The following is a 26,739-nucleotide window of genomic DNA, read 5'->3' as shown; positions in this document are numbered from 1 at the left end:
ATGTCTGGGATCGAGGAGGCGATACGAAGGCTTGAGGAGATAGCGGGTCGCCATATCTGCGCTGCAAGAAGGGAGGAGCTGCTGGAGATCATAGAGATCCTGAGGCGTGAGCTTGAGAGGGAGAATGCCTAAGGCCGCTTGTCTTCCCAGCGCCCTGCCCTCAGCATTTGATGGAGCTCTGAGCGAATGCTCTTTCATCTCACTTGTATACCAAGCACCTCTCTGAAAGAGCGAAGCCATCGCTGGGGCGACAGTCCTTCGAGGGGGATCACCCCCTTATCTCCCTCAGACGCCTGACTGTGACCTCCAGCAGGAATAGAACCAGCGCAGCCAGAAGCAGCTGCCAGCTGATGCTGGCTCTCTCCTGAACGAGGCGCGCGCTTGCCTTCCTCGCCTCCTCCACGATGCTCCTTCCCGCCTCGTCCTCTGTGAAGATCTTTCCACCCACTGCCTCTATCATTCCTTTCAGCTCCGGGTTGAACCCGAACTCCCTGTACTCCAGCGGGTAGTTTACGGCGATTCCATAATCGTTGATGTAATACACACCCTTTGACTCCGGGACGATCGTCACCGTGTACCTTCCCGGGGCGGTGCTCTCGATCCTGGCTCCCTTTCCGATCTCAGGCGGGCTCTCGCTTGAGACGTATATCTCCAGAGGGCTTCCCGCCCATCCATCGTCGGCCTCAACCCTCTCTCTCTCGGGCCTCGGATCGCCGACGGCCCAGTTAACCATGGAGGAAATGAGCATCGAGTTCTCCTCGGCGTAAATCGACTGAGCCCATGCATTGCCATCATCTGTGGCCAGGGAGACGCTCCTGCCGAGGCCGTAGCGCATTGCTGTCACTATCGGTTTTCCATCTGTCAGCGCCACGAGCCTCTGGGCGCCTGGCTTCGGCGTCACATCATTGAATCCGCTGATCGTAGCATTGATCTCTATATCGCTTGTTATGTAATGATTCTCATCCGTCACCACAAGTGTGTATCCGGAGACGTTCTTCGCAACCTCTATCCCCCTTTCGATCTCAGGAGTCCTCACAGTCAGAGAGCTTGGGTATACTGCAGGACGGAACGTGGCGCCTGTGAGCGCAGCCAGCTCCTCAAACCTGCCGGCAGACCCTGCGTAGCTCTGGACCTGTATCAGTGTGACCGTCGCGTTCATCTCCCTCAGAATATCAACAGAGTTCAGGAATACCTGATCTCCCTTCACCTTGTCAGGCTCTATTCTGCCATCTGATATGATCACAAGATCGGCCTCAGCCTTGCTCTCGTTGATGATCTTCCACGCCAGGCGGAGTCCCTCATCCAGGTTAGTCTCATCTCTTCCGAGGGGAGTCTGAAGGCTCTTTATACTCTCCTCTATGACAGCCCTGTTTCTGATAGGCACCGGCTGAGATACGACGTAAGGTTTCGTGCCGAAGACGACGATGCCGACCCTGGCATCCCTGAGCTCCGGTGATTGGAGAAGCTCTATCGCGAGTGACTTCTCATAATCAAGGTACGTCGTGCTCTCCCCAATCCTCATCGGCGCCATCGTGCTTCCTGAGATATCTATGACCATGATCAGAACCTTCCCGCCTTCGAAGAGGCTCGGAGACGAGATGACAGGGAGAGCCTTCTCAAACTCTGTGCCGTAATAGCCGCCCAGCTCGTATGCATCAGCTCCACCAACAACGACCAGGCCGCCGCCGCTGGCCACGTAGTCCTTCAGCCGGTCGAGATCGGGATTGTACTTGATATTGTCCAGGACGACCGCCTTGTAACCGCTCAGAGATTGAGGAAGGTCCTCTGCGGTGTTTAACTCGACGATATCCTTAAGGACATCTTCCAGAGGGGATGAGCTGCCCAGAAGCAGAACTCGTGGCCTCGGCACAACGTACACGGCTTTCGTGTACATGTTGTTCATATCGAAATGATCCTCATCTGGGTATATCTCCGCTCTCAGGATGTGCGTGCCTGTGCTGCGGAACCTGTGTGATATCCTGAGGGAATCGTTTATGCTCTCCAGAGATCCCCTGAATATCTCCAGGTCATCCGCGTATACCACAACATCTCCGCTGGCGCTTCCGGATTTTCTTACGATTATCTTAAATGGATAATCACCATCCAGAACCGCAACATTGCTTCCCGATATCTCGACGCCAGCCTCTTTCGCCACAGGGCTCATCTCGATCGCGAATACGGATACATTTGAGCTTCTGGCGAGGAGAAGAGCGTCCCTGAGCGGGCGACCGCTGTTGCTGTAACCATCACTCACAAGCAGAATTGAATCAGCCTGTGGCATGTACTGTATGATCCTGTCTCCGAGCGGCGTGCTCTCTCCGGAGAAGTACCTGAGCTGTGAGTCGGGTATCCTCGAGCTCAAACGCTCTGCGATATTCGTATCGAAGATCTCCATGGATGCGGTCTGATCCGAGAGTATCGTTATCCTCGGCCTGCTAACGTCCTTTGTGTGGGTTGCCACTGTGTATGGATTCGCCAGCGCGATTATGATCAGGCATACCACCACGGATCTCGTGAGGACCAGGAGCTTCTGCTGTGTGCGCCTGGTATACAGAAGCCCTGCTGCGAGAACAGCTGGAACGAGCCAGAGCAGCTCAGGCCTCTGCAGGTATATCTCGCTCACAGCTCCCTCCTCCATCTTATTATCCAGAGCTCAGCCATGAGGAGCATCAGAGCCACCACCATAATCCAGCCGGAGAGATCCCTCTCCACGAGCTTCTCAGTGTGGGCGGTGGATCTGAAGCTTCCTGGAGCGTAGGACCTCCTATTCCTCAGATCAGACTCTGCGGGATCGTAGAGGTTCGCAGCCAGCATCTTTCCATCAAACGTGTAGAGGCCCACCCTGTCGAGAAGCAGAAGCTGTGTTGTGACCGTGCCTCCGGGGGTGTTTATAGTCGTCGCTCTCTCCAGCGGCACCACCTCTCCGGTCTTCCTGTTTAAATCATCCAGTGACGGGGCGCCAGTCAGCCATCTGATCAATTCATACCAGAATACTGGATACTCAGGCCTGAGGTGAAAATCGCTGCCGTACTCGAGCGCGTTGTATACCACGGTACCTCTGCCGAGCTGCCAGTATGCGAGAAGAGGAACGCTGTTTACTTCCACCACAACCGTTGATCCGCGCCTTGGGACCGACTCCACATACGACCTTATACCGATCTCCTCGAAGTGTATCCCCTCTCCGAAGACGGGATTTCTCGCCCAGGGAATGCCCGTCCTGTTCACCACGCCTGTTATCCTTACTGGCAGGTACTCAGGGCTTGGGGAATTCTCCTGGGGGATGTAGACTATCTTCCCTCCGGAGTCCACATATCTATTGAGATCTCCATCGATCGAGCTGTTCCTGATGACCACCAGATCGTAGCCCTCCGGATCTCCTATGGTATCAACACCACCTATCGCACTGAGTGCAGCCAGTGTGGGACTGCTATCTCCAATGTAGAGTATCCTTGTATCATCCTGAAGTGGGGCGTAGATGTACGCGATGTTGTCCGCGGATATGGCATCCCTGACATCAAGAGTCACCGTGCTGATGCCGCGTGGGAGACTGAGAGTGAGGTAGTAGTCCTCATCCGCATTTATGAACGCTCTGTGCTCTGAGCTGCCGCCCTGTGATGTGACTTTTATGGAGAGACCCCTCGCAGATCCATAGTTGTGGATCCTACATGTGTAGTTGATTCCCACATAGCTCTCTGTCAACCACCCTCCGACGATTCCGACGTTATCTCCCCCTCCTCCTGTGTCAGCGAAGACTATGCTCGCGCCTGCTGCGACCAGTGAATCCCTTGTTACACCTGGATCGTCTCCTGCCCAGCTGATGAAGTCTGAGATGACGAGAATATCGCCGCCCTCAGCTCCTGTGAGGGTGTATGCAAGGTTCATGGCGCTCGATATGTCAGCAGGAAGATCGAGCACATCGATTTTACCCAGAATGGATCGAGCCTCATCCGCGCTGCCCTCTCTGAGCGCCACGACAGGTATGCTCTCCGCCAGGACGACGCTCACCCTGTCGTATCCGGATAGCTCTGATGATGCTATGCTCAGCGCGTTCTGGAACGTGCTCTCCATGCTCGCAGATACATCCAGAACAATGACAAGATGCGATCCTGGGCTCCCCCTCTCGAGGGTATACGGACCGGCAGCGGCAATCGAGAGAATAATTAGAATGAAAAGCTGCAGCCAGAAGAGCGGATCCTTTATCATCCTGCTCAGGGCTGCGGATCTCCTGGCCTTTCCAGCCTCCAGAAACCTTATGCTCGGGAAGAGAACGTCACGGGGTTTCGGTTTTATCAGGTAAAGTATGATCAGCGGCAGCACGCTGAGAAGGCCGAGGAGTGCGTATGGATTTCTGAACGGCATCTCTTGCTCTGATGCGGAGATCTGAGAAAAATGTTTGCCTGTGCGATCAAGGCTGACGTAGCATGCTCGCGCATCGCCATCGGCATGTCCAACAGGCTTTGGGGATCATTATTCAGGCTGACCGATCTTACACGAATCGGCTCTCTGTTTATTTTCCCTCAAATCCGAACACAGCAGAGGACGTGTCCGAATAAGAGGTTGGAGCCAGAAATATGAGCCATACCGCTCTTGTTTGTCATAAGCGCTCTATCCTTATTCGGACACGTCCAGCAGACCCTACTGCCGTGTTGAATAATGTTTGGAGATCCAATAGAAGAGAGCTAATTCATATAACATGAGACTTTAGTAAGAATCGATAGCTATTGGCCACAAGGCTTCAAATTATTCAACACAGCAGACCCTACGAAATCTTTATATAGAACTTCAAAACACTTCTATCCCCGCTGTAAGGAGAGGTGTCGGAATGGCTGGACTAGGTGGAACACCTGTACTGATACTCAAAGAGGGAAGCCAGCGGACTGCTGGCCGGGAAGCGCAGAGGTCGAACATAATGGCGGCCAAGGCAGTGGCCAGCGCCGTCAGAACCACGCTGGGGCCCAAGGGCATGGACAAGATGCTGGTCGATACCCTTGGAGATGTGGTCATAACAAACGATGGCGTTACGATTCTCAAGGAGATGGATATCGAGCATCCAGCCGCCAAGATGATGGTGGAGATCGCCAAGACTCAGGATGAGGAGGTAGGCGACGGCACCACAACTGCTGTTGTCCTGGCTGGCGAGCTTCTGAAGCAGGCCGAGCTGCTTCTCGAGCAGGAGATCCACCCGACCGTCATAGCCACCGGCTACAGGGACGCTGCGACGAAGGCCATAGAGATCTTGAAGGATCTCGCGGTGAAGGTATCGCCTGACGATGAAGAGCTCCTGAAGAAGATCGCGATCACAGCGATGACCGGCAAGGGCAGCGGCAACGCTAGGGGAGAGCTCGCGGAGCTTGCGGTCAAGGCTGTGAAGGCGATCGTCGATGAGGACGGCTCCGTGGACATCGACAACATCACCGTGGAGAAGAAGGTTGGCGGCAGCATCACCGACTCCCAGCTGATCCATGGCATGGTGATCGATAAGGAGCGCCTGCATCCGAACATGCCGAAGAAGGTGAAGAACGCCAAGATCGCGCTGCTCAACGCGCCGATCGAGATCGAGAAGACCGAGGTCGACGCGAAGATCGAGATCACCTCGCCTGATCAGCTCCAGGCCTTCCTGGATCAGGAGGAGGCGATGCTCAAGGAGATGGTCAACAAGATCGTCTCCACAGGGGCAAATGTGGTCTTCTGCCAGAAGGGCATAGATGATCTGGCGCAGCACTTCCTGGCGAAGGCTGGCATCTACACTCTCCGCAGGGTGAAGAAGAGCGATATGGAGAAGCTGGCCCGCGCGACCGGTGCCAGGATCGTGACAAGCCTGCACGAGCTCACGCCAAACGATCTCGGAAAGGCAGGGCTTGTAGAGGAGAGGAAGATCGCCGGAGATGACATGACCTTCGTAGAGGAGTGCGAGAACCCGAAGTCCGTGTCCATCATCCTCCGCGGCGGCACCGAGCATGTAGTCGATGAGCTCAACAGGGCCATGGAGGATGCTCTCCGCGTCGTGGGCGTTGTCGTTGAGGATGGGATGCTCGTGCCCGGTGGTGGAGCGCCCGAGGTCGAGCTCGCTCTCAGGCTCAGGGAGTACGCCGCAACGGTCGGCGGAAGGGAGCAGCTTGCCATAGAGGCGTTCGCCGAGGCCATGGAAATCATCCCGAAGACGCTCGCTGAGAACGCCGGTCTCGACCAGATCGACACGCTCGTCGCCCTGAGAAGCAAGCACGAGAAGGGCATGAAGGCTGCTGGTCTCGACATGGAGACAGGTGAGGCAGTTGACATGCTCGAGCGCGGCGTCGTTGAGCCTCTTAGGGTCAAGACACAGGCGATCAACTCAGCCGCAGAGGCTGCTGTGATGATACTCAGGATCGACGATGTGATCGCCTCCAAGTCGACCGGCGCTGGCAAGGAGGGCAAGGAGAAGGAGCCCAGCGGAATGGGCGAGGACTTCGACTGAACTCCTCCATTCTATTTTTGCTCAATCCTAGGAGATCTGGTTGAACTGAGCCTTTTGGGATTCTTGGTATGTAAAACATGCTCTGGGGTATTCCTAAAAACCTCTGGTTTTGAGGCAAATGTGAGCCAAATACGATTCAGCGAGAATCTGCCATTGTAAAAATAAGGGTTTATAGGAATACTCTCTTAAGGGTGACCATTTGTGCGGTCACAGGCGTTATCCAAATCATGTGTCGGAGGCGTCCAGATAAGAGCTGAGGCCAGAAATCTGGACCTTACCGCTTCTGCAGGTCGGAAAAGCACCTGATCCTTATTTGGACACGTCCCATGTGTCTGCCGCATGTTAAATCAATTGGATGGGCAAAATTTCTCGGATCTTCGACGCGTCTGGGAGGGGCTGGAGGGGCGTCCTACTCAGGGAAAAGAGGCGGCCAGATGCTCCTCGAGCCGCTTCATGGCCGCGATCTCTCTTGGACCCCCACATCTCTGCACTATTCTCTTGAGCCTTCTTATCTCCTCGAGGTAGGAATCGACCCGGAGCGCGTTGTACCTTGTGGCTGCGATTGCGGCCTCGATCACGCATGATACACCGCGGTTGATGGCCCGGAACTCCCTTCTGATGACCTCACCTCTGACAAACTCGAGTTCTGGCATGATTATGTCTGTTCTGTATGGACTGCACCGGAAAAGCGCCCAGGACTCGGCATCCTTTAAAGTTAAAACACCATCCCTCCTGAGAAAGCATTCTTCTCCGAGATCAGACATCGCAGCCTCGACGAATATCATAGGATCGTGAGTGACGTTTGCCACGAGCTGGCCAGTGGCGAGGACATTCTCGTATGTGTGGGTCCCGAGAAAGAGACGGACTGTCACATTTTCATCTCTTATTATCCCAATGGGTGCTGCATTCGGCACACCATCACGCTCGGTTGTGACTATAACCTCGTTTATGCCTGGAAGTATGCCAAGTTCGTCAAGAATACCATCTACATTCATTTTTATATCTCCTCAGAACCTCAGGCCCCTCATCAGCGCGATGAATAAAGATGATGCTATCAGGTCTGCTGTGGAGCCAGGGTTGATGTCTCTCGAGATCAGCGCCCTGTCCATCTCCATGGCGCTCGAGATCACATCATGAGATCTGAGGGCCACGCTTGCCATCCTGGAGACCTCAAGGGCGACATCGATTCCAAATTTGGAGGCCACAAGGCTGTCCGGCTCTCCAGATAGCGCGGTCAGGTACGTGATAACAACACCTCTGTTCAGCCCGTGTCGTGGAACCATCTCACACAGGGCATCTGCGAGCTCGAAGCTCCTCGAGAATCCGGTGGCCCACTCTCTCGCAATCAGATCGTGCCCCTGGGAGATGCGCATCAGATCTATCAGCCGCATGCTCCTCGCCTCGATCTCCTCAAGGGCTTTCGGATCCTTCAGGCTCATCTCCTTCACATCAGCCGCCCTGGCACCCGCGAGCTCAAACGCTCTGTAAAAACAGATCGAATCCTCCACGGTGGTCGATTCCAGCACCCTATAGATCTCTGATCGGAGCGGGCCGGGCCTGGATGCCGCTGAGGCGAGCGGTATTAGCAGGGCAATCTCCCCGAAATGTGTGTTGCCCCTCAGCCCCCACTCCCGCCATGTGGAGACCGTGTCCAGAATTAGCCTGCCCATATTCGATGCGCCAGATGCAGCCCTCCTGAACGAAGGGTAGGACAACACGGCGCTCGCGACGAAATGGCTGAAGCTCATGTCCTCATAATCATGACACCTGTCCACATTCCCTGGCTTGGGGCTTGAGGAGAGCTCCAGCAGCATGGCCATCTGGGCCATCTGGGCGATCCTGTCCGGATCCGTTATATCAATTTCAGCTTTCATCGCAGCAGGATTTAACTGAAGAGAATTGCAGCCAGCGCTGCATTACCGCAGCAACCCCTCTGCGACCTTTCTCTTCAGGACCATGTACTCCTTTGGCGTAAGACCTGCTCTTCTAAGCGCTGCATCTCTGAGGTAACATGGTTTTGTTATCTTGCAGCACCATATCAGGCTGCCGAAGCATGTCCCATCGCCCTTTTCAAGGGGGGTTCCCCTTGCGAGCTCCAGCTTTCGCTTCACGAACTCCTCTGGTGTTATTCCGAGCCTTTTAAGGGCGCCGTGGACGGGGCACGGCTTGACCGGAGGACAGCAGAACGCAAGTCCTCGAAGGTCGCCACCTGCGCATATGTGCTTCGGAGCGTTGTACCATCCCGTGATATCCTCAAGTTTTCTCAGGGCAGAGGATAGCCATCTTGCAAACTCCTCGTCTGCTGGTTCTTTGAGTGAGATCACATCAGCGCCCATGGAAAGCAAGCGCTTAGCGTCCTCGAATGATTTCACATCAGAGAGAGCAATTATCCAAGGGCCTCTGATATCCGATATGCTCCTCAGAACCGATGTTGCGGATCCATCATATCCTCTCAGGTCGATGTGAATTGCATCAAGCCCTGCAGACGTCAGGCTCCTAATCGCACCCGGCATCGATTTCGGGCTCACGGCTTCTGGGTTGACGCGCAGCGAGGTTGCAGCTCCAGCGGATTTAATCAGCTTCAGCATGCCGCATGTTCTGATGAGATCTATGGAATCCCTATCAGAGAGATCCATCTCGAGGATTGCCTGCATCCTGGCCGCGATCCTCGAAGCCTCCAGGAGCCTCTCAGGAGATGTTGATCTGAATGACAGCACCGAAGGTACACCTGCATCTCCGACAAGCGCCTCGATATCGCCTCTTTCCTCTATGTCCTCAAGAACTGCAAGTCCCACACCTGGCGGGCATGTGGCTCCGTGACATATCATGGCCACTGGGCTTCTCAGAGATGCATAGCCTATTTTCAGCATCGATATCCTCGAATATGACCAGGGATATCAGTCTTTCGATGGGCCTGGCGTCTTGGATGAGGTCTGAGAATCCGGTATCAGCTTCATCAGACTGTATGTTCTGACGAGATCTATAGAATCGCAGTCCGTAAGATCGATCTCGAGCTGGAGCGTACCAATTCTGATTCGGCAAAATCGATGGCATTCGACTTTAGATAGTTAGAAAGCAATCTCAAAATCCATCTGATCAGCTGGACGTGTCAAAACGTGAAAACTGCCTCGCGAACAGCCCACCCTATGCAGTTCACATGATGACACATGGAGCTGTGCAAGAGATCGACATCTGGCGATCATCCGGAGATGATGGCCGGAAATATGTTCACTTGAGGTGCGGATTCTTTATGTCCATCGGCCATGGCAATCTTCTGCGAACAGAGCATTGTTTGTCAGATAACATTATAAAAATTATCTGTTGATGTTTACAGAGTTCGGAAAGGATTAAATCCCGGACAACGCCAGTTCTCTCTGCACAGAGTTCAATTTCATACTGGCTGTGCGATATAATTATCTAAAAACGATAATCTGTCTGGATTACGGCAGATCATGCAAACTAGGATGTGTGGAGGCAGCATGTGCATGTACATAAGCGTATCTGAAAATAATACACCATTTAAAAAATTATTTTTCTATAGTTTTTGTTCGTATCTTCATGCGTGGTTTAAGGCTATTCCTATAATTATTATCATCGTAGCCGCATGTATCTGTATCACGTCGCATGCATCTTCAGGATCACCGTCCGGGAATACTTCATCAGTTTATACAGTTGACGGTATACCTCGGGATTTATACGAACCGCTGGGAAACGACGCTGAGCTGACGATCACTGTGGAGCCGGATTCGAATAGAACAATAGGCGATGTGGTCGTCTTCACTGTGAGGCTTGAGCTCAGTGAAGATGTTCACGAGCTGCAGATCAAAAATACACTCCCGTCAGGTCTCGATTACCTCAAATGGGAGGGTGATCTTCCTGCACCGGCATGCCCAGAGGGCAATACTCTGCTATGGAGCATTGGGGATGCGGGGCGGACGGAGATCGTCTTACGAATCTATGCTGTTGTTCGGAACACGCTCACAAATCAAGATGGTGAAGTCCTCTCGAACAGAGTTGAGGCCACGTGGAGGGACTTTTATGGGGCGCTGCGTACTGCGAATGCCACCACATCGATCACCATCACAGAGCCTGACATAGTGATCACTGTCAGCTCGAACATAACTAAGGTGGAGGCAGGGGATATTGTGGAGCAGGTCGTGACCCTGAGCAACAGAGGATCAAGTGATGCCTATGATGTCAATCTGACTGTGACGATTGCTGATGGGCTTGAGGTGCTGAGCGTGGAATCAGATCATGTGGCTGACAGGGGAAGCATAGCATCCACCTATACCAGGATTCCCAGAGGGGCTGCTGAGACATTGAAACTGGTTCTCAGGGTCAGAAACACAGTGGTATCCGGGGAGAGGTTGACCATTGGAGCTTCTGTGACGTGGACGAGCCTGCCGGGGGAGGATCCCGGTGAGCGGTGGGGTGGTGGATCGAGCCCCAATAATTATGATGAAACCGCATCTGTGAAGCTCACGGTATCGGGAGATGTAAGCATATCCAAGACGCCCAATACGAACAAGAGCTGTGCGATCGGGGATTCTGTGACGTACAAGATCCACCTGAACCTTCCGCGGGCCATTCTCAGGGAGGTGATCATCACGGATATCCTGCCATCTGGTACAACCTACAATCCATCGAGCCTGATGATCAGCAGCTTCAATCCGAATGATATCCAACCACCGGCTCCTGATAGCAACACGCTTGTTCTCTACTTTGGCGACCTGAACAACACGGATGATACCGATATGGACATCTGGTACCGCGTGATTGTCGCAAACATCAGGGAGAACAGGGACGGTGTGTTCCTGATCCCGGGAGCGGCCAGGATATTGTGGAAGAGTGACGACGGCTCTTCCAGACAGAGAACCGACAGCAAGGCGGGGAGCATAGAGGTCGTGGAGCCATCGCTCGCCCTGGAGAAAAACGCCCCACTATATGCGATTGTGGGTGATGAGGTGACGTTCACGCTCTCTTTCCATCATGACGGCACGAGCAGATCGGATGCGTATGATCTCCTGCTGGTGGACAGCATCCCAGAAGGCGCAAGGCTCATGGAGATCAACGCGAGCCGGCCAATGGGCTTCGAGCAGGCAGGCCGCGATCTTGTATGGTCCCTTCAGAGGCTAGATAGAGGTGAGTCCGTTACCATCACGTATACGATTCTTGTGAACACCACAGGCAGCATAGGAGGGGTTGCGAGGCTCTGCTGGTCGAGCAGGGAGAGAGATGACCCAAACGAGAGATCAGGGCACTGGAACGATCTCGACTGCTATAACAGAACCGCAGAGGCTTACGTCGCCGTAGCGGATCTGAGCATGAGATGCGAACCGGAGGGGCCTGTGAGGAGGAGCTTCGGAGAGGAGCTCGCGATTCGCTTTTATGGTGAGCTGCCTCCTCTAAGAGATGCATGGATGAACCTGAGCCTTCAGGGATTGAGATACAATGTATCAGGCATCCGGATGAATTTCAATCCGCTGAAGGAGCTCATCCACGAGGGCCGGATTTGCTGGTACCTTGGAGATGTACAGGCGATGCATATTGATCTCTCCCTGAATACGATCGTCGATGATTATGCGCCCGGGGCGGTCCTGGAGCTGAACTATCTCTCAAATAGTGATAAGAAATCCATCTCAGTGGCGACAGGACCGGTGGAGATCGCCGAGCCAGGTCTGATCTTGACTAAGACGCCAGCTCTGAGGGGCATGGCGAGAGGCGATACTTCGAGGCTCACTCTGAGAATCAATCACTCGCAGGAGAGCAGATGCGACGCCTGGAATGTGGTTCTGAGGGAGAGCATCCCCTCTAACACCGGCATCCTGCCGGAGAGCGTGAAAACGTCTCCTGAGAGGGGGGATATTGAGATCTGCGATGGGTTACTGATCTGGCGGATCAAAAGGCTTGGGCCTGGCGAGAGCGCATTGCTGGAGTATGACATCGTGGCACTCTCAGATGGTCGGTCCGTCTCCGAGTCGACTCTCACATGGTCCAGCTCTGAGAGCGGGGGGCGCGACTACAGCGCATCAGCATCATCAGAGTTCATCGTAGGATCGTCATACCTGAGCGTGGATGCGCCTGATGTGGCATGCGGTTTCGTGAACTACACGATCCACTACAGAAACATCGGGGAGAGGGAGATCAGGGGTGCTGTTATTGAGGCGAGATATGATCCGCTCCTTGCGTTTATATCATCAAGTCCGATGCCCTGCTCCCCAGATGGAAGTATCTGGTCAGGGTGTGCGCTTCCGGAGGTGCTTCATCCCGGGGATGAGGGAGTCATAAGAATCATCACAAGAGCTGGGAGGGCTGCAAACGGAACAGATGTGGATACCACATTTACAATGCGGTTCGAGGGGCATGAGGAGAATGCATCCACGAGAACGATCCTGATCGCTCCAGAGCTCTCCATCAATGCGACAGGATCTCCCGAGCGCGTTGAGAGGGGTGGAACTGTAACTTACACTGTCAGCTACAGAAATACGGGAACTACGAAGGCGACTAACGTCACTCTGAGGGCTCTGTTCCCCTCTAACGTGCGCATCGTCAGCGCGAGCCACATGCCAGGCATCTCGAACAGCGAAGATATCGTCTGGTCGAAGAGCTCTGAGCTCATGCCTGGAGATATGAGAACTGTAAGCATCAGAGCTCTCGTTGACGGGGCTGATGGTGATGTGCTGAAGGCAATATTCACCCTGGAGAGCACAGAGTCCCTGCCGGTATCTGCGGAGGTCTCCACATATCTTCATGTTCCCAAAAAAGAGATCACGATCGAAAAGCAGCCATCCTGCACAGAGTGCAGGCGCGGCGAGACCATAGATTATGAGATCAGGGTTTGCAACCCATCTGATACAGATCTCAGGAACATCACTGTGAAGGAGATCCCGGATCCGAGATTTGTGATCCAAAATGCAGATCCCGCACCCGGACCTGATGGGCTATGGCATATCGACCGTCTCCGCGCCGGGGAGTGCAGTGTAATAAGAATAAGCGGGATACTTCCGAGAAGCGAGATGTACTTCAACATGACCGGTAGCGTTGATGGGCATGGCTTCACCAGGACATACAGGGAATGCACATCTGGCTTCGAGGGCACCACGCTGCGCAACTGCGTCCAGGCGTTCTCCGGGAACATCTCCGCAAGCGACTGTGTTATCGTGGGGATCGCAGCTGAGAGCGGCGCGGAGCTCCGGATGAGAGGACACGGCAGTGGATCCCTGCACTCACAGGAGGGTGTGTCCATAAGCACAGAGAATCACTCCATCAGGGTCTCGAGATCGCAGGCATCAGAGAGCAGCATGTACAAGGGCGAAGTTTACAGGAGATCTGTTGTATTTGGGTCTCCCTGGAGCGATCACTTCGAGATCTTAAACAGGGCCACTCATGGGAGGATGAGATCTCTCTCCAAGGCAAATAGTGACATCAGCAGCATTGCCGCTATTGCGGATTCCAACGGCACTGAGATCTCCCTTGATAGAGATATCACTGGATCCAGCAGCATCCTCTCAGAGAAGATCTCGAACATCACAGGTTCGCTGAGCGCATACGATCTACACTCCGGGATGTCTAACATATCTGTGAGGTTCAAGGAGCACGGTGAGTACGGGAGCTACGTCCATTCATACCTCGGAAACGGCACGCTCGCATCAGACAGGAGTTACGGAGCACTGCAGCTTCACACCTCCGGCAGAGGCAGATACATTTCGGAGGGGATGGTGAGCCATGGGTCTATGAGAGAGGGCATCAGAGCTGAGGGCAACAGCTCTACATGGCGTTCGGGCGCATGGATCAGAAGTGTGCGGAGCATACGCGAGGAGTACACAGGATCGAGGATCGAGAAGTATACGGTGCTTGGAGTCCGAGGGCTTGAGACAAGCGTGAACTTCTCCGGAATGGCAGTCACTGATACACATCTCATGGATACATACCTGAGCGATATCTACATCGGAAACTACACGATGCGGAGAAGCATACACTTGCCCGTCTCCTATAGATACGGAACGCCCCACATGAGCATATCCGCGGACACGTACATGGAGGGATCGGAAATCATGAGTATCCGCATGAAGATACAGAACGACGGGATCAGAGATCTCTCCCCCGTGTACATCACAGCAATGGTTCCGAATGGATCGAAGGTCCTGGGCGTCTATCCGGAGCCTGAGATCGAGGAAGATCTGATGAATTGGATAGTGGATCTCCTGAGAGCAGGTGACTCTCTAGTGATCACCCTGAGGATGGATGTGAGAGATGCGCTGTGCAGGGAGATCCTTGTCAGGGCTGCAGGTGGATCCGATGGACGATGGGTATATGCGATGAACAGAACATCCTTGCAGTGCTGCAATAACTAGAACTCCATAAGGGATCTCTGTGATGGTGCCTTGGATCTGGCTCCGGGTGTTGGAAGGGATATCCTCCCGTATCTCCCACCACCACCTGGGGTCAACACGACGTTTCCCGATCTGAACGCCCCTATCGCCCTTGCGACTCTCTCATCAGTGTTCAGCTCAGAGATCTCTGTGTGCAGCAGCACATCTATCTCGGTCCTCTCAGCTACCAGATCTCTCCATATCCTTTTCACGCCTTCTGTGAATACGCTCTTGTGGTCGAGAGCCATCGCGATTATCTCAGCAAGCGGGATTATGTGGATGTATGGAGGCCTGTGATCTGGATGCACCGGATGTGGTAGATCTGCTAGGATCTCAACCCTGTCCCTGACGCCGAGCTTGATCGATCCTCCGCATGCGCACCGTCCCAGCCGTTCATCCATCTCTCTCATCGTATACTGCTTGTAGCATCTGGTGCATGCGGTTCTGTTGTATTTGCCCTCCTCAGGGTAGAATCCGACGTTGAGAGTGGGCCTGCGTCCAGATCTGTGCTCTATCGCAAGCCTGATCTCCTGAAAGCTGATATCTCTGATATCAAACTGGTTGAACTCCCTTCCGAGCTTGTTCGACCAGGGAGAGTGGCCATCAGAGTTTGACAGGAACGTTTTATCCCTCAGCTCGCTTATACGATCCGCGTAGTCGGAATCTGCGCTGAGGCCGAGCTCTATGAATGATATATCACCAGCCCGATCTCCGTAGCATTCTTTAAGAGACGCGTGGTGCGCGAAGATCCCGGTCCATGGCGTGAAAGCGTGGCTCGGCCCGATGATGCAATCAGCCTCGAGGCACGCATCTGCGATCTCGGCCCCAGTTAACATTACCTTCGGTCTGCCATCTGTGTCGATGTTGCTCGAGTTCTTCCGGAAGATCTCCCTCAGCTCCTCTGCCTTTGAGATATCCGGGATGAGGATCAGATGGTGAACTCCCCTCAAATCCTCTACCTCTGCTGTCACGACGAATCCGGTCATGCCATCATGTCGGAAAATCCCATCACTCTCCGGAAGTCGCCTGAGATCCTCAAGCCATTTCGGGTGGAATGCGTCGCCTGTGCCAACGATGTGTATGCCCTTCCTTCGCGCCTCAGCCGCAATGGTATCCAGATCCATCATCTTAGATGTGGCAGCTGAGTACTTCGAGTGTATGTGGAGATCGGCATTCACATTCATTTTTATAATCTCCAATATTTGAGTCTCATGGGCGATGCAACCGTGCATCACCGGATCTGTGTCCTTGAGTCCATCCCCAGGAACTCGGCCTCGGGCAGGCATTCGGCGATCCGGGCCGAAGAGAGAGCGGCAGATGCCGTACAATCTCCGATCCATTTAGAATCTGAGAGCTCCTGCCCTGACATTGCATCATATTCAGGCACGTGCGCGGCTTTCAGTCTGCGTTTGTAGATCCCTCCGGCCTGCCCAGCGGCAGCCTCTGCATATCCAACTCCATCTTTATCGTATCCTGATCCGCCTCGAGAGATCTGACGATCACATGGAATATATATCGTTGCGTCCGTCTCCCCTCCGGAATCACAATCCTGTGCACCTTCCGCAGCTTGCTCACACTCGCAGCATGAACCGCTGGACCGCTCTGCAGGAAAAGCAGACCTGGTAGGTTCAGGGATTCGTGACCGAAAGACGGGTATCTCTCCTCAATTCTCTCCTCGAGCATCGCACGCGGTATATCCACAGCACCGATCTCGCTCTCTACCCTTATCCCGCTCTCATCTGCCCGGATCGATCTTATGTGGTACCTGAGGGCGCTGATAAGATAACTAGTCCCCCTTCCCTGCTGGTCTGCCGGAACTATCGATTCAAGCATGTCCATGAAAGGACGTATCAGAGGGCTTGTGCCTGCAAAGAACGCACCCGCAAGGTTGGAGACCTCGGTTTTCGCGTCCCTCAGATCATTCTTGTCTATTTTCAGTGTTATCATGGTCGATCTTCTGTTATCATACAAGATATACCCACCGCATCCTGAGAGACATGCAGGCTCATGTGCTAGAATTCTCGGAGACGCGGGTTCTGCTAGCCCCAGCAATAAGCAGTCGACTTCTGTTCTTTCTGCAAGTTTACAGATTCGCCGAATCACATGGATGAGCCCGCGTGGTCGCATGCTGCTGAAAGGCTGTTCCACGGTTCCAGCCCTCTGCAGCTATTTTGGGATCACCTTTTGGCGGGGTCAGAGAGTCATACAACCCCTACATGCTGATTGTCTCACATGTGTTTTCCACATTCGTCTCAGCTTTTAGCCATATTTTGATACACTTACCCCTTTGCTTCTAGTGTGACGTTACACTTGCTTCATCTTGTTAATTGCAAAAAACAAAATTAGATAATATACTTATATTTATAGAGTTCCTAGCTTTCAATATCGGTGGACATCATACATCTTTCACACACCATCTTTTCCAGTGGAGCCTCACATCTCAGCAGGATGCCGGGATCATGGAACATGTGCTTCCAGGGTGACCACCATCTATTTTTGATAGAAGGGACTCTGTGGTAACAATGACAATAGAGTCTCTGGTATCTGAGCTCAGGAGCTTCGTGGGGATAACCAGGAAGCGCAGCATTGGCGATATGCTCGGGTATTTTCCTGACATTTCAGATAAGGTGATAGCGGACTTCGGCGAGGATGCTGCTGTCATAGACAATGGCGATGAGGTTCTGCTCCTCGCCGCGGATGGAATATGGTCGGTGCTGATGGATGCCGATCCTGAATGGGCCGGATACTGCGCTGTTCTTGTGAACGTTCATGATATAGCGGCCATGGGGGGTACCCCGATCGCCATGGTGGATGTGCTCTCTGTGAACTCCCCAGAGGTAACGGATGCTGTCCTGCGGGGGGTCAAGAGGGGAATCGAGAAGTTTGGAGTTCCGATAGTGGGCGGCCATCTGCATCCGGACACGCCCTACAGTGCGCTGGATGTGGCAATTCTGGGCAAGGCCAGGAAGGACGGGGTGATACTGAGCAGCACAGCGGAGCCTGGGGATTCTGTGGTGGTCGCGGTCGATCTCGACGGAACCGTTCACCCGAGCTTCAGGATAAACTTCGACTCCACAAGCCACAAAGACAGGGAGACTCTGGCGCGCCAGATCTCCTCGATGCGTGCGCTCGGGGAAAGAAAACTCGTCACAGCTGGCAAGGACATCAGCAATCCGGGGATGCTAGGAACTCTCGGAATGCTGCTCGAGACCAGCGGGGTCGGCGCGGTGGTCGACCTCGACGCTATACCGGTGCCTGAGTCGCTGAACCTCGTAGACTGGATGAAGATGTATCCTGGTATGGGTTTTGTCGTCACAACCAGAGATCCGTCTGAGGTCGTGGATGTATTCGGTAAACACGGGCTGAGTGCTGCGAGGATTGGGAGGGTGATTGAAGAGAGAAGGCTTGAGGTTGTTAAGGGCGAAGAAAGAGCAGTTCTCTTTGACTTCGAACGGGATCGAGTGACAGGCATAAACTGAGGGATAACCATGGATCGCGGATTCATCGATCTGCTGAGGGAAAAAGCGCGCAGCTGCAGGGCAAGGATAGGAATAGGGCTGGTCAATCCCAGTGGCGATGTTCTCGAGAGCTTGGCCTCTGCGAAGGAATATGCTGAGATCGTCGCTGTGGGCGATACAGCTCCTGAGGGAATCGAGCTGATCCGCTCAGACACACCCGAGGAGGAGCTGATCCGACTTCTGATGAGCTCAGAGATCGACGGGGCTGTGAGAGGCAACATATCCGCTACAAAGACCATGAGAGCACTATCGGGGGCCGGGATCGATGTCATGAGGATGGCTCTGCTGGAGCTCGGTGGGTGGGCGTTCTTCCTGGCTCCGGTCGGCATCGATGAGGGTGATACCCTGCGGGGGAAGCTGGAGCTTGCCAGGCGCGGGGCATCTTTTCTTAAAATGATTGGCATAGAGCCGAGGGTATCGGTTCTCTCAGGCGGCAGGCTGGAGGACGTCGGCAGGAGCAACAGAGTGGACACAAGCCTGGCGCATGGCGAGTTCGTGGCTGCGCGGCTGAGGGAGGACGGGTTCGATGCGAGCCACAGGGGCATACTGATAGAGTCAGCATGCGGAGATGATCTCGTGCTTGCGCCTGATGGCATATCTGGAAACCTGCTCTTCAGAACGATGCTGCTGATATGTGGCGCAACTGCCATGGGCGCGCCTGTGCTCACAGATGAGATCGTCTTCGTCGACTCGACCAGGGCAAGATCCGATTTCACAGGACCGGTGATCTTGGCAAGCGCCCTGGTATCGATGAGATGCGGGCGCTGAAATCGGCCCTGAGGTCCACGGGTCTAAGTGCGCATTCTAGAGATTGTGCGGAAGAAGATCGAATGGCGGATATCAACAGCATGGGAACTCGATTCATAAAATATTGTGCCGCTGGACGCCAGACTGGGGATCCAGTGACTCAACTCAAAAGCATATAATAATTCCGGCGTACATCACGCCTTCGATCTTGCCCAGGACTCGATGTTATCGATGAGGTTGAACTCAACGACCTTCTTCGCGTCAAGCAGCATCTTTGATATCTCCTTGAGCGAGAACCGCCTCTCTCTCCCATCCCTGTCTTTGACTGCGATCTCTTCGCCTGGAGATTGCGAGTCTATCTGAACGAGCATCTCGCCGAGACGGGAACATGCCTTCTTCAGGTATCGCACGCTGTAATCCACCAGCGCCTCTCTGTCTGAAAGGTTTTTGTTGACCTCTTTTATTGACCAGCATATCGTGAGTATATCTGAGTACATCTCAGCACCACTCGGGAGATGTTGAGTATTGTATTTAACAGTGCCGTCAGAAAGGTGGGGCTGGTGCGATTCGAACGCACGATCGACGGGTCTCTCCGATTCTGAGAACACATGATCATCTCAGTGCTCCAACGGATCATCAACACCATCCCCGTCGGGATGGCTCAGCAGACCCGTTGCTCATCATCCAGTCATACCGCTGGAGCCCGTCGCCCTACCTGGCTAGGCCACAGCCCCTTAAGCGGGCCGAGAGGGATTTGAACCCCCGACCTAAAGGTTAAGAGCCTTTCGCTCTACCTGACTAAGCTATCGGCCCGCGTCGGTAATATGACAAAGCTGTTTATAAGCGTTTCGATGCGCGTGGAGGGTCCGAATAATAGTTGACGTCAGAAATCCGTGGTTTGCTGCTTTTAAATGGAGGTGATACCCAATCTTATTCGGACAGGTCTCTCTTTCTCCCTGTGGCGAATGGGCTCCGGTCACTGAACGATTCTGCTGGAATCTACATCCACAAACTGGATAACCAACAAGTCTGGGCGAGTCGCGCAATGCGGATTTTAGTAATAGGTTGTGTATTCATTGAAACTGTAGCGTTCAGCCTCATCAGATACATGGAATTCTCGCCCATGGCTCTCGAACATGGCAGATATTCAGTGGTGCGCGTGTGCGACTTAGTTATGCAGGCTTATCAGCTGGCGCAGGCCATTTTCAAAAGCTATTTAATACCTTCCGGGAAGACTGTGCATCCCATGGGACATGTGCTCTTCAGCCCGCTGAACTGGGGCCTTGGACATGCATCTCGCGACATTCCGATAATCAGAGAACTCCTTGCGCGTGGGCATGATGTGACTGTGGCATCGAGCGGAAATGCGCTGGAACTTTTGCGAAAGGAGTTCCCTGAGTGCAGGTTTATAGTATTCGAGGACTACCCCGTGCCGTACAGCTCGACAAGATTCTTCCTGCCCAAGTTCACCGCCTACCTTCCCATAATGATGAAGGCTCTGGCAGACGAGCGCAGAAACCTGGCACATATACTTTCAAGAGACAGATACGACCTGATAATAAGTGACAACCGCATGGGTGTTTACTCAAAAGATATACCCTCTTTCTTCATAACTCATCAGCTTCGATTCAGCGTTCCATTCTTCATGTGGCCTGTGGAGCTAACAACGCTTTATGTCAACGGATATTTCCATAAGAAGTTCACAGGCGTCATAGTTCCGGACAATCCGCCAGGGCCGAATGCCATCAGCGGAAAGCTCTCGCGCTCCAGCTTCAGGGTAACAAACGTCAGGGCATTCTACTCAGGCATTCTCTGCAGCACGAAAAAGATGGATGTGCGAGAGGATCTGGACTATCTTGTTATAATTTCGGGTCCAGAGCCGCAGAGGACCAAGCTGGAGGAGATCATGCTCTCCTGCATAACCGAGCTTCCGGGGGAGAAGGTCGTGCTCCTCGGAAGCCCGAGGAAAAACAGCTTCATACAGCTTGATGAGAGCACGCGCGTCTACTCATATGTCCCCACCGATGTGAAGGTGGAGCTCATGAACCGGGCGAGGTTCGTGATAAGCAGATCCGGATACACAACGATGATGGAGATCGCGGAGCTCGGCAAGAAACACGGCCTGTTTATTCCAACACCTGGACAGACCGAGCAGGAGTACCTTTCAAGGTTCTACAGAAAGAGGGGATGGTTCCTGTCCAGGAGCCAGTATAGGCTCGATCTTTTGAGGGATGTCGAGATGGCCATGGAGTACAGTGGTTTTCCAGATATGCCGAAGACTGAGGAGAACGTGAGGAATCTCTATGAGAACCTCCTGGCGCAGTATCTGGAGTGAGCTTCTGGAGTGAGCTCTTGGGGGTGGGCTTCCAGTTAGCCATCGACGCAGTCGAGAGGCTTCAATGTCGATTCGGAGCGCACTGAGCATATCAACAGGCACGCTCGACCGCCAGGCTGGCTTACATGCAGCCACAGCAAATGTGATGGGGTGTGGCAGGCCGCAAACTCCAATCATTGGAGTAAGTCCGCGCGCAACGCATATGGCAAGCAATCATCCAGCAGACCGTGGAGATTTGATCTGCCAGATATAGTTTGTATAACATAAGCTGCCATCTAGTTTGGATTCCGAAGTACAGGAAACCGGTGCATGTTGGCGAGGTCGAAGATCCTCTCTGAAATTTTCAGGATCATGGCAGAGATGTGCCGGATCGAAATTCTGGGTATGGAGATCCTGCCGATATACATATCCTCATTTCATCTTCTCCCTCAATACGTGCCATCCCTTATCGTCAACAGGTCCAGAGGACTGTGACGAAGCAGGATCCGCAATATATAGTCAGGCTCATCCCTGTGATTCGACGAATCAGCAATCTTTCATATGGTGTAAGGGTGATTGATGCCAGTTGTACAGAGCACACCACTCCGGCGATTTGGCCCCATGAGTCTAAAGTTGCTGTGTTGAATAATTCGAAGCCTTGTGGCCAATAGCTATCGATTCTTACTAAAGTCTTATGTTATATGAATTAGCTCTCTGCTATTGGATCTCCAAACATTATTCAACACAGCATCTAAAGTTGATAGTCAGATGGGGTGTCATCTCTGGGCTCTGTAGGAGTGCTGTTATCCCTTGGCTCACTGGATGGTGCAGCTGGCGGCGGAGACTCCGGGATTTGGTTGATGACAACCAGCGGCGACACCATCTGGAGCTCGCGCATGGCTCCGTATTCTGTGTACGATATGGAGGATACCACATCATAGTATCCGGGCTGCTCTGCAATCACTGGATACGAGACCGCCTCCGGATGGCCCGGATATAGTGTGACCATGTACATACCTGGGCCAGAGGTCATTAATCCATACGGAACTCTGGGCACCACGCTTGCCTGTGTCGCGTTATCCCCAACATAGATCAGGTTGAGCGTGACCATCGCTGTATCACCCACACGGATGCTTCCTTTATCCAGCCACTGGCTCGCAGTGAGCTCTGCTACTGCGAAACCTGTGCACAAACCCACTCCCAGCAGAAGCAGGAGCACGAATCCTACTCGCTTCATCACCATGACCTTGGACGATGCTGAATTTAAAGGTACCTCTTATACGAGGGTAATATGAGGCCTACACAGCACATCGAGTGGCGAAACCGAACGCATGCAACTTACCGATCAGCACCGTGGCCTTCAGCTTCCGGACCTGTCGCTCCGTGATTAAGGGCAGCAGTTCAGCCGGAGCAAAGGACCTCGCATCACAGACAGTACCTCCTGATGGGCTTGAGATCTTCTCCGAGCTCGTAGACTATTGGCCTTCCCCTGGGAACCATCAGACCCTCCGTGGGAACGCCCTCAAGATAGTTCATGAAAGCGCGAATGACGTTCGCGTGTGTTGTCACTATGACCCCTCTCCCGGATAGTATCTCAGGAGCAATCTCATACGTCCAGAGGATCAGAAGACGCTCCTGGACGTCTCTTATTGATTCTCCTGCCGGGGGGCTTTCCAGATCACTGTACCTTCTGTCAAACCGCGGATGCCTCGGATCGTCCTCTGACAGGGCTGGTGGCCGGATATCAAAGCTGTGCCTGTACATCTTCAGCTCGTCAGGAACATCGTCTATGATCTGTCCCTCCAGCTCTCCGTAGTGCCGCTCGTTCAGCATCCAGGATTTCCTGACGGGTATCCAGAGCAGATCCATCTCATCTAGGACTCCGCATAGGGTCTTTATGGCGCGCCTGAGCATGGAGACGAAGGCAATGTCAAGCGTGTACCCGCTTCTTCGCAGGATCCTGCCCGCTTCTCTCGCCTCTATCATGCCCTGCGCCGTGAGATCGGGATCCGACCATCCCGTGAACCGCCTCTCAGCATTGTAGCTGCTCTGGCCGTGTCTGAGCAGGACTAACTTATACATGCGATCAAGCACAGGCAAAAGTTGTTATATAAAGATGTCAGAGACTGATGCATGAATGGCCGGTTGTTCTATGTTCCGATAACGGTCCTCTTCATGGCAGTTCTGGCACTGCTTGCATTTCTAGTCGTCTCCGTGCTGTTCGTCGGCGCGCTCCAAACAGCCTTCCTCCGGCTGGGGTTCGCGTGGCATGATGCGCTTCTTCTCCTCCTCGCCTCCCTGGTCGGAAGCAGCATCAACATTCCTTTTAGGGAGATGAAGTCGGAGATGCCCCTGACTAGGACAGCTTACGTCAGGGTTTTCGGGGTGAACTACAGGATTCCCATATATGAGACCGTTTACAACAGCACCACAGTGGCTCTGAATGTAGGTGGCGCACTGATCCCCATCCTTGTATCTGCGTATCTGCTTATGATGTTCTCTCACGCGCTGGCATATGCAGTAGCGGCCACTGTTATTGTGACGATTGCTGTGCACAGAATCGCCAGGCCTGTTCCGGGCCTGGGCATAGTGACGCCCGCTCTTCTTCCACCACTCATAGCAGCATTATCGTCACTGGCAGTGATCATAATCGCTGGAGGACCCAGAGAGCTTGAGTTTGTCGTAGCATACGTCAGTGGGACGCTGGGAACGCTCATCGGCGCCGATATCCTCAACCTCAACAGGATTCAGGGCCTCGGCGCTCCAGTGGTCTCCATTGGCGGTGCCGGGACATTCGATGGCGTTTTTCTCACGGGCCTCATCGCTGTGCTGCTCGTCTAGCCGGTAATTCCTCGAAATCCCTCAGGAGAGACGCAAACCGGCGCACGGTCTTCCTGAGGGACCTGAACCCCTCCTCGTCCTTCTGCACATCCTCAAGAGTGTCCCTCGACCAGAATGTGGCGCCGAGGTTCGCCCCGAATGATCCCCCACCTACTGGAATTACCCCGTTCAGGATGTAGAATGTGATGATCTGGTATATCGCTGCCTCCTGGCCGCCTATCCTGTCACCACCCACTGCTATCGCCATGCCGACCTTTCCCCGGAAGAAGTCGAAGTCCGCTGCAACCAGCGCCCTGCATCTGTCCATGACCGCCTTGGTCTGGGCGCTCACACCGCCGTTATAAACTGGGGTTGCGAATATCAGCCCCCTTGCATTTTTAAGAAGAGGATACAGCTCGTACATGTCGTCCTTTATCGCGCATGTCTTGTTTTTAAGGCAGTAGTCGCAGTGCCTGCAAAACCCTATGTTTTTCCCTCTGACTGTGAATAGCTCAGTCTCGAATCCACTCTCTCTCAGCATCTCCAGCGCCCTGGAGAGGACATGCTCCGTGGCCCTGTTGCGCGGGCTGCCTGATATGCCAAGGATCATGATATCAATTAATACTGCATCGTACTTCAAGCTGTGGGCACCGGGCGGGCATGTGTTTGGAGGGGCGGATCGCATCTCTTTGGCTTGGGTCTACCAGCGGCTTGTCATAGAATGCTTTCGCCATTCTGACACTCTTGCCATCTGATAACTTGCCTGGAGACATCTTCCCGCTGCGCGTTCCGCATCGATGTCATCATATCCTCTTGCAGACGTGACACTCTTGCCATCTGATAATTTGCCTGGAGACATTGGCCATGTGATGCGCGACTCGCAAATGAATTGCGAACATTGACCGTCTTGCATGCCAGCCAACTTGGTGAACACATAGGAGCGCATTATGATTAAGGGATATGTCCAAATAAGGATCAGTTGCTTTTCCGACCTGCAGAAGCGGTACGTCCAGATCTCTGGCTTTGGCTCTTATCCAGACAGGTCCCGATTACGAGAGGCAATGCGGAGTTGTTCTCTAGGGCATGGGTCGCGACAGGATCCCGACGTCACCAAAAAGATCTTATCTATCTTTTCTACTACTGGTATTCTGCACTGTTATATTCCAGTTTACAAGAGGCGATCTGGTTCGATGCCAAGTGGTCGATATACCAGGATCGAGATAACGCCTGAGGCTTATATGGGGCTGGAGGCGGAGGCCATACTTCAAAGGAAAACACTTAAGAGGCTGGCCTCTGAGCTGATCCTCAAGGGCATCTCTCCGAAGGCACTGGAGTTTGTCCATGATGCAGGTTCGGCAGGCAACCCCGTATCCGAGGGCAAGATCTCGAGAAGAGTGCGACTTTCGGAGGACAAAGAGGCTCTGGAGAAGATAAAGCAGCTATGGGCGCTTGATCCGAGACCATCTGTACAGGAGATTGCGAGCTTGGTGAATTACTCGCAAACTACGGTCAGAAATCAGATAAAGAGGATGCAGAACAGCGGAGAGCTCCCGCCATAGCATTTGATGGCCAGATGTTCAGAGCATCTCCTGATATCTTTCATTTTTGCAACATTCTCCTGCGGATCGTGTCCTCATATCGTTAAACCCAGCCCGCAGGGGGCATCCCAGGATTTGCGATCTGTTTACGCCAGGGCTGCGGAATTTCGGAAAATCCAGTCAGTGAACCCATCACACGACCTTCATGTGATTATTATCAATCGACTGGCACGATATGTCAGAATCGAGAAGATCCGTTGCAATGGCGTGGTGTGCATGCGCTACCAGTGGCCATTTGAGAACCAGTGACGTACCCTCACAGCTAAGAACAGATCCTCAGAACCCCACATGATATCTTAGAAGATCCACACGGTTTCAGGAATTATCTCCAGCTTGCTTGAAGCCGACTGATATCATCCAGAGCCCTGCGAGCACAGCGATACCAAAGAATCCCAGAGCAACCATCTCCCATCCCTGGGGAACGTTCGAGAGGAGCACAACGCCCATGGTCGCGGATCCCAGGCCTATGCTCACAGAACCAATCCGATTGTTTATGACGCTTATCAGTACGCCGGCTCCGATCAGAGCTGCCGCGATATCCAGGAGCACAGGAGGAAGCATGTGTTTCTGAGAGCATGCATATTACTTATAGGTTATCTCGGCTGGACGTGTCCGAATAAGGATCGAGTATCTTCTCCATCCACAAGGAGTAAGCCACAGATCTCTGAATTCATCTCTTATCCGGACAGATCCTCGCGGCTGTTGGGAGTCTCGAGGAGGAATCCCTCCAGGTATCACATTGTGGCTTGTATCACCGAATGGGCTGTTATGCATCCAAATCCATTACTAACTGCATGGCTCATGTGGGCCGCAGGATCGAATAACCAAACAGGCTTCAGCAATCAGCATGTAGTGGCACAATCTCCGAGGAACGGATGAGAGAGCATTGTGGCTTATCTCAATGGCATGAGTACAA

At 53.3% G+C, this 26,739-nt stretch carries 20 protein-coding genes and 2 tRNA genes; 8 read left to right on the top strand and 14 right to left on the bottom strand.

The genetic code is table 11. From position 1 onward, the window contains the following. Positions 1-132 (top strand): hypothetical protein, encoded by a 132-nt coding sequence (locus MTHE_RS09205; RefSeq protein WP_268741198.1) that lies wholly within the window; start codon positions 1-3, stop codon positions 130-132. A 136-nt stretch (positions 133-268) separates the two neighbouring features. Here the strand turns inward: MTHE_RS09205 and MTHE_RS03970 are convergent, their stop codons facing one another. Then, entirely contained in the window at positions 269-2,623 is a 2,355-nt protein-coding gene (locus MTHE_RS03970) for a VWA domain-containing protein (protein ID WP_232840900.1), read from the bottom strand. Beyond that, positions 2,620-4,359, bottom strand: coding sequence for a vWA domain-containing protein (locus MTHE_RS03965; protein ID WP_011695956.1), 1,740 nt, complete (start codon positions 4,357-4,359; stop codon positions 2,620-2,622). Before MTHE_RS03965 ends, MTHE_RS03970 begins: the two co-directional genes overlap by 4 nt. 463 nt (positions 4,360-4,822) lie before the next feature. Between MTHE_RS03965 and thsB the strand changes: the two genes are divergently transcribed. Continuing rightward, a complete protein-coding gene (gene thsB, locus MTHE_RS03960) occupies positions 4,823-6,454 on the top strand; it encodes a thermosome subunit beta (RefSeq protein ID WP_011695955.1) in 1,632 nt (543 codons plus the stop codon). 413 nt (positions 6,455-6,867) lie between these two features. Here the strand turns inward: thsB and MTHE_RS03955 are convergent, their stop codons facing one another. The 3 genes from MTHE_RS03955 to MTHE_RS03945 all read right to left on the bottom strand — a co-directional run bounded on the left by MTHE_RS03955 (position 6,868) and on the right by MTHE_RS03945 (position 9,324). Then, a complete protein-coding gene (locus tag MTHE_RS03955) occupies positions 6,868-7,449 on the bottom strand; it encodes a DUF447 domain-containing protein (protein ID WP_011695954.1) in 582 nt (193 codons plus the stop codon). A 12-nt stretch (positions 7,450-7,461) separates the two neighbouring features. Beyond that, the gene (locus MTHE_RS03950) at positions 7,462-8,283 is read right to left on the bottom strand and encodes a triphosphoribosyl-dephospho-CoA synthase (RefSeq protein ID WP_232840899.1); all 822 of its coding nucleotides are present in this window, start codon (positions 8,281-8,283) and stop codon (positions 7,462-7,464) included. A gap of 87 nt (positions 8,284-8,370) precedes the next feature. Then, entirely contained in the window at positions 8,371-9,324 is a 954-nt protein-coding gene (locus MTHE_RS03945) for a methanogenesis marker 9 domain-containing protein (protein ID WP_011695952.1), read from the bottom strand. 864 nt (positions 9,325-10,188) lie between these two features. Here MTHE_RS03945 and MTHE_RS03940 point away from each other — a divergent pair. Continuing rightward, the gene (locus MTHE_RS03940) at positions 10,189-14,808 is read left to right on the top strand and encodes a COG1361 family protein (RefSeq protein ID WP_175265770.1); all 4,620 of its coding nucleotides are present in this window, start codon (positions 10,189-10,191) and stop codon (positions 14,806-14,808) included. Here MTHE_RS03940 and MTHE_RS03935 read toward each other — a convergent pair. Both MTHE_RS03935 and MTHE_RS03930 read right to left on the bottom strand, forming a co-directional pair. Then, positions 14,805-16,010: an endonuclease Q family protein gene (locus MTHE_RS03935; protein WP_011695950.1), complete on the bottom strand. Its 1,206-nt coding sequence runs from the start codon at positions 16,008-16,010 to the stop codon at positions 14,805-14,807. The genes MTHE_RS03940 and MTHE_RS03935 overlap by 4 nt on opposite strands. 214 nt (positions 16,011-16,224) lie before the next feature. After that, positions 16,225-16,773: a hypothetical protein gene (locus MTHE_RS03930; RefSeq protein ID WP_175265769.1), complete on the bottom strand. Its 549-nt coding sequence runs from the start codon at positions 16,771-16,773 to the stop codon at positions 16,225-16,227. Positions 16,774-17,348: 575 nt separating this feature from the next. Here MTHE_RS03930 and MTHE_RS03925 point away from each other — a divergent pair. Then, positions 17,349-18,305 (top strand): methanogenesis marker 2 protein, encoded by a 957-nt coding sequence (locus tag MTHE_RS03925; RefSeq protein ID WP_175265768.1) that lies wholly within the window; start codon positions 17,349-17,351, stop codon positions 18,303-18,305. Positions 18,306-18,314: 9 nt separating this feature from the next. Beyond that, positions 18,315-19,112, top strand: a complete 798-nt coding sequence (gene mtxX / locus MTHE_RS03920; RefSeq protein WP_011695947.1) for a methanogenesis marker protein Mmp4/MtxX — start codon at positions 18,315-18,317, stop codon at positions 19,110-19,112. A gap of 173 nt (positions 19,113-19,285) precedes the next feature. Here the strand turns inward: mtxX and MTHE_RS03915 are convergent, their stop codons facing one another. The 3 genes from MTHE_RS03915 to MTHE_RS03905 all read right to left on the bottom strand — a co-directional run bounded on the left by MTHE_RS03915 (position 19,286) and on the right by MTHE_RS03905 (position 19,904). After that, positions 19,286-19,588 (bottom strand): hypothetical protein, encoded by a 303-nt coding sequence (locus MTHE_RS03915; protein ID WP_011695946.1) that lies wholly within the window; start codon positions 19,586-19,588, stop codon positions 19,286-19,288. Positions 19,589-19,643: 55 nt separating this feature from the next. After that, a tRNA-Trp gene (locus MTHE_RS03910) sits at positions 19,644-19,825 on the bottom strand. A 5-nt stretch (positions 19,826-19,830) separates the two neighbouring features. Next, positions 19,831-19,904: transfer RNA gene (locus MTHE_RS03905), tRNA-Lys, on the bottom strand. A 433-nt stretch (positions 19,905-20,337) separates the two neighbouring features. On the opposite strand from MTHE_RS03905, the gene MTHE_RS03900 reads away from it, so the two are divergent. Continuing rightward, a complete protein-coding gene (locus MTHE_RS03900) occupies positions 20,338-21,426 on the top strand; it encodes a glycosyltransferase (RefSeq protein WP_175265767.1) in 1,089 nt (362 codons plus the stop codon). A 730-nt stretch (positions 21,427-22,156) separates the two neighbouring features. On the opposite strand, the gene MTHE_RS03895 is transcribed toward MTHE_RS03900, so the two are convergent. Further along, positions 22,157-22,642, bottom strand: a complete 486-nt coding sequence (locus tag MTHE_RS03895) for a hypothetical protein (RefSeq protein WP_011695944.1) — start codon at positions 22,640-22,642, stop codon at positions 22,157-22,159. A gap of 188 nt (positions 22,643-22,830) precedes the next feature. Next, complete coding sequence (locus MTHE_RS03890) at positions 22,831-23,487, bottom strand: 2,3-bisphosphoglycerate-dependent phosphoglycerate mutase (protein WP_011695943.1); 657 nt, start codon at positions 23,485-23,487, stop codon at positions 22,831-22,833. A gap of 51 nt (positions 23,488-23,538) precedes the next feature. Here MTHE_RS03890 and MTHE_RS03885 point away from each other — a divergent pair, with 51 nt between their 5' ends. Next, positions 23,539-24,246, top strand: a complete 708-nt coding sequence (locus tag MTHE_RS03885; RefSeq protein ID WP_011695942.1) for a DUF1614 domain-containing protein — start codon at positions 23,539-23,541, stop codon at positions 24,244-24,246. Here the strand turns inward: MTHE_RS03885 and MTHE_RS03880 are convergent. Further along, the gene (locus tag MTHE_RS03880; RefSeq protein ID WP_175265766.1) at positions 24,224-24,835 is read right to left on the bottom strand and encodes a flavodoxin family protein; all 612 of its coding nucleotides are present in this window, start codon (positions 24,833-24,835) and stop codon (positions 24,224-24,226) included. The two genes, MTHE_RS03885 and MTHE_RS03880, sit on opposite strands and share 23 nt — an antisense overlap. Before the next feature lie 337 nt (positions 24,836-25,172). Here MTHE_RS03880 and MTHE_RS03875 point away from each other — a divergent pair, with 337 nt between their 5' ends. Then, on the top strand, positions 25,173-25,784 hold the full coding sequence (locus tag MTHE_RS03875) for an AsnC family protein (protein WP_011695940.1): 612 nt from the start codon (positions 25,173-25,175) through the stop codon (positions 25,782-25,784). Positions 25,785-26,138: 354 nt separating this feature from the next. On the opposite strand, the gene MTHE_RS03870 is transcribed toward MTHE_RS03875, so the two are convergent. After that, positions 26,139-26,384, bottom strand: a complete 246-nt coding sequence (locus MTHE_RS03870; protein WP_011695939.1) for a hypothetical protein — start codon at positions 26,382-26,384, stop codon at positions 26,139-26,141. Between the last annotated feature and the right edge of the window lie 355 nt (positions 26,385-26,739).

Origin of the sequence: Methanothrix thermoacetophila PT (genome assembly GCF_000014945.1) — an archaeon.
Taxonomy (GTDB): Archaea; Halobacteriota; Methanosarcinia; order Methanotrichales; family Methanotrichaceae; genus Methanothrix_B; species Methanothrix_B thermoacetophila.
Note: the sequence above shows the minus strand (reverse complement) of the source record. Positions and strands in the feature narration are given on the sequence as shown.

What these genes read in the sequence shown, in the direction of transcription:
- MTHE_RS03900 (WP_175265767.1), top strand. Translation starts at nt 20,338, where the DNA reads ATGGGACATGTGCTCTTCAGCCCGCTGAACTGGGGCCTTGGACATGCA.
- MTHE_RS03950 (WP_232840899.1), bottom strand. Translation starts at nt 8,283, where the DNA reads ATGGCCCAGATGGCCATGCTGCTGGAGCTCTCCTCAAGCCCCAAGCCA.
- thsB (WP_011695955.1), top strand. Translation starts at nt 4,823, where the DNA reads ATGGCTGGACTAGGTGGAACACCTGTACTGATACTCAAAGAGGGAAGC.
- MTHE_RS03895 (WP_011695944.1), bottom strand. Translation starts at nt 22,642, where the DNA reads ATGAAGCGAGTAGGATTCGTGCTCCTGCTTCTGCTGGGAGTGGGTTTG.
- MTHE_RS03935 (WP_011695950.1), bottom strand. Translation starts at nt 16,010, where the DNA reads ATGAATGTGAATGCCGATCTCCACATACACTCGAAGTACTCAGCTGCC.
- MTHE_RS03890 (WP_011695943.1), bottom strand. Translation starts at nt 23,487, where the DNA reads ATGTATAAGTTAGTCCTGCTCAGACACGGCCAGAGCAGCTACAATGCT.
- MTHE_RS03885 (WP_011695942.1), top strand. Translation starts at nt 23,539, where the DNA reads ATGAATGGCCGGTTGTTCTATGTTCCGATAACGGTCCTCTTCATGGCA.
- MTHE_RS09205 (WP_268741198.1), top strand. Translation starts at nt 1, where the DNA reads ATGTCTGGGATCGAGGAGGCGATACGAAGGCTTGAGGAGATAGCGGGT.
- MTHE_RS03915 (WP_011695946.1), bottom strand. Translation starts at nt 19,588, where the DNA reads ATGTACTCAGATATACTCACGATATGCTGGTCAATAAAAGAGGTCAAC.
- MTHE_RS03930 (WP_175265769.1), bottom strand. Translation starts at nt 16,773, where the DNA reads ATGATAACACTGAAAATAGACAAGAATGATCTGAGGGACGCGAAAACC.
- MTHE_RS03925 (WP_175265768.1), top strand. Translation starts at nt 17,349, where the DNA reads ATGACAATAGAGTCTCTGGTATCTGAGCTCAGGAGCTTCGTGGGGATA.
- MTHE_RS03875 (WP_011695940.1), top strand. Translation starts at nt 25,173, where the DNA reads ATGATTAAGGGATATGTCCAAATAAGGATCAGTTGCTTTTCCGACCTG.
- MTHE_RS03880 (WP_175265766.1), bottom strand. Translation starts at nt 24,835, where the DNA reads ATGATCCTTGGCATATCAGGCAGCCCGCGCAACAGGGCCACGGAGCAT.
- MTHE_RS03965 (WP_011695956.1), bottom strand. Translation starts at nt 4,359, where the DNA reads ATGCCGTTCAGAAATCCATACGCACTCCTCGGCCTTCTCAGCGTGCTG.
- MTHE_RS03955 (WP_011695954.1), bottom strand. Translation starts at nt 7,449, where the DNA reads ATGAATGTAGATGGTATTCTTGACGAACTTGGCATACTTCCAGGCATA.
- mtxX (WP_011695947.1), top strand. Translation starts at nt 18,315, where the DNA reads ATGGATCGCGGATTCATCGATCTGCTGAGGGAAAAAGCGCGCAGCTGC.
- MTHE_RS03945 (WP_011695952.1), bottom strand. Translation starts at nt 9,324, where the DNA reads ATGCTGAAAATAGGCTATGCATCTCTGAGAAGCCCAGTGGCCATGATA.
- MTHE_RS03870 (WP_011695939.1), bottom strand. Translation starts at nt 26,384, where the DNA reads ATGCTTCCTCCTGTGCTCCTGGATATCGCGGCAGCTCTGATCGGAGCC.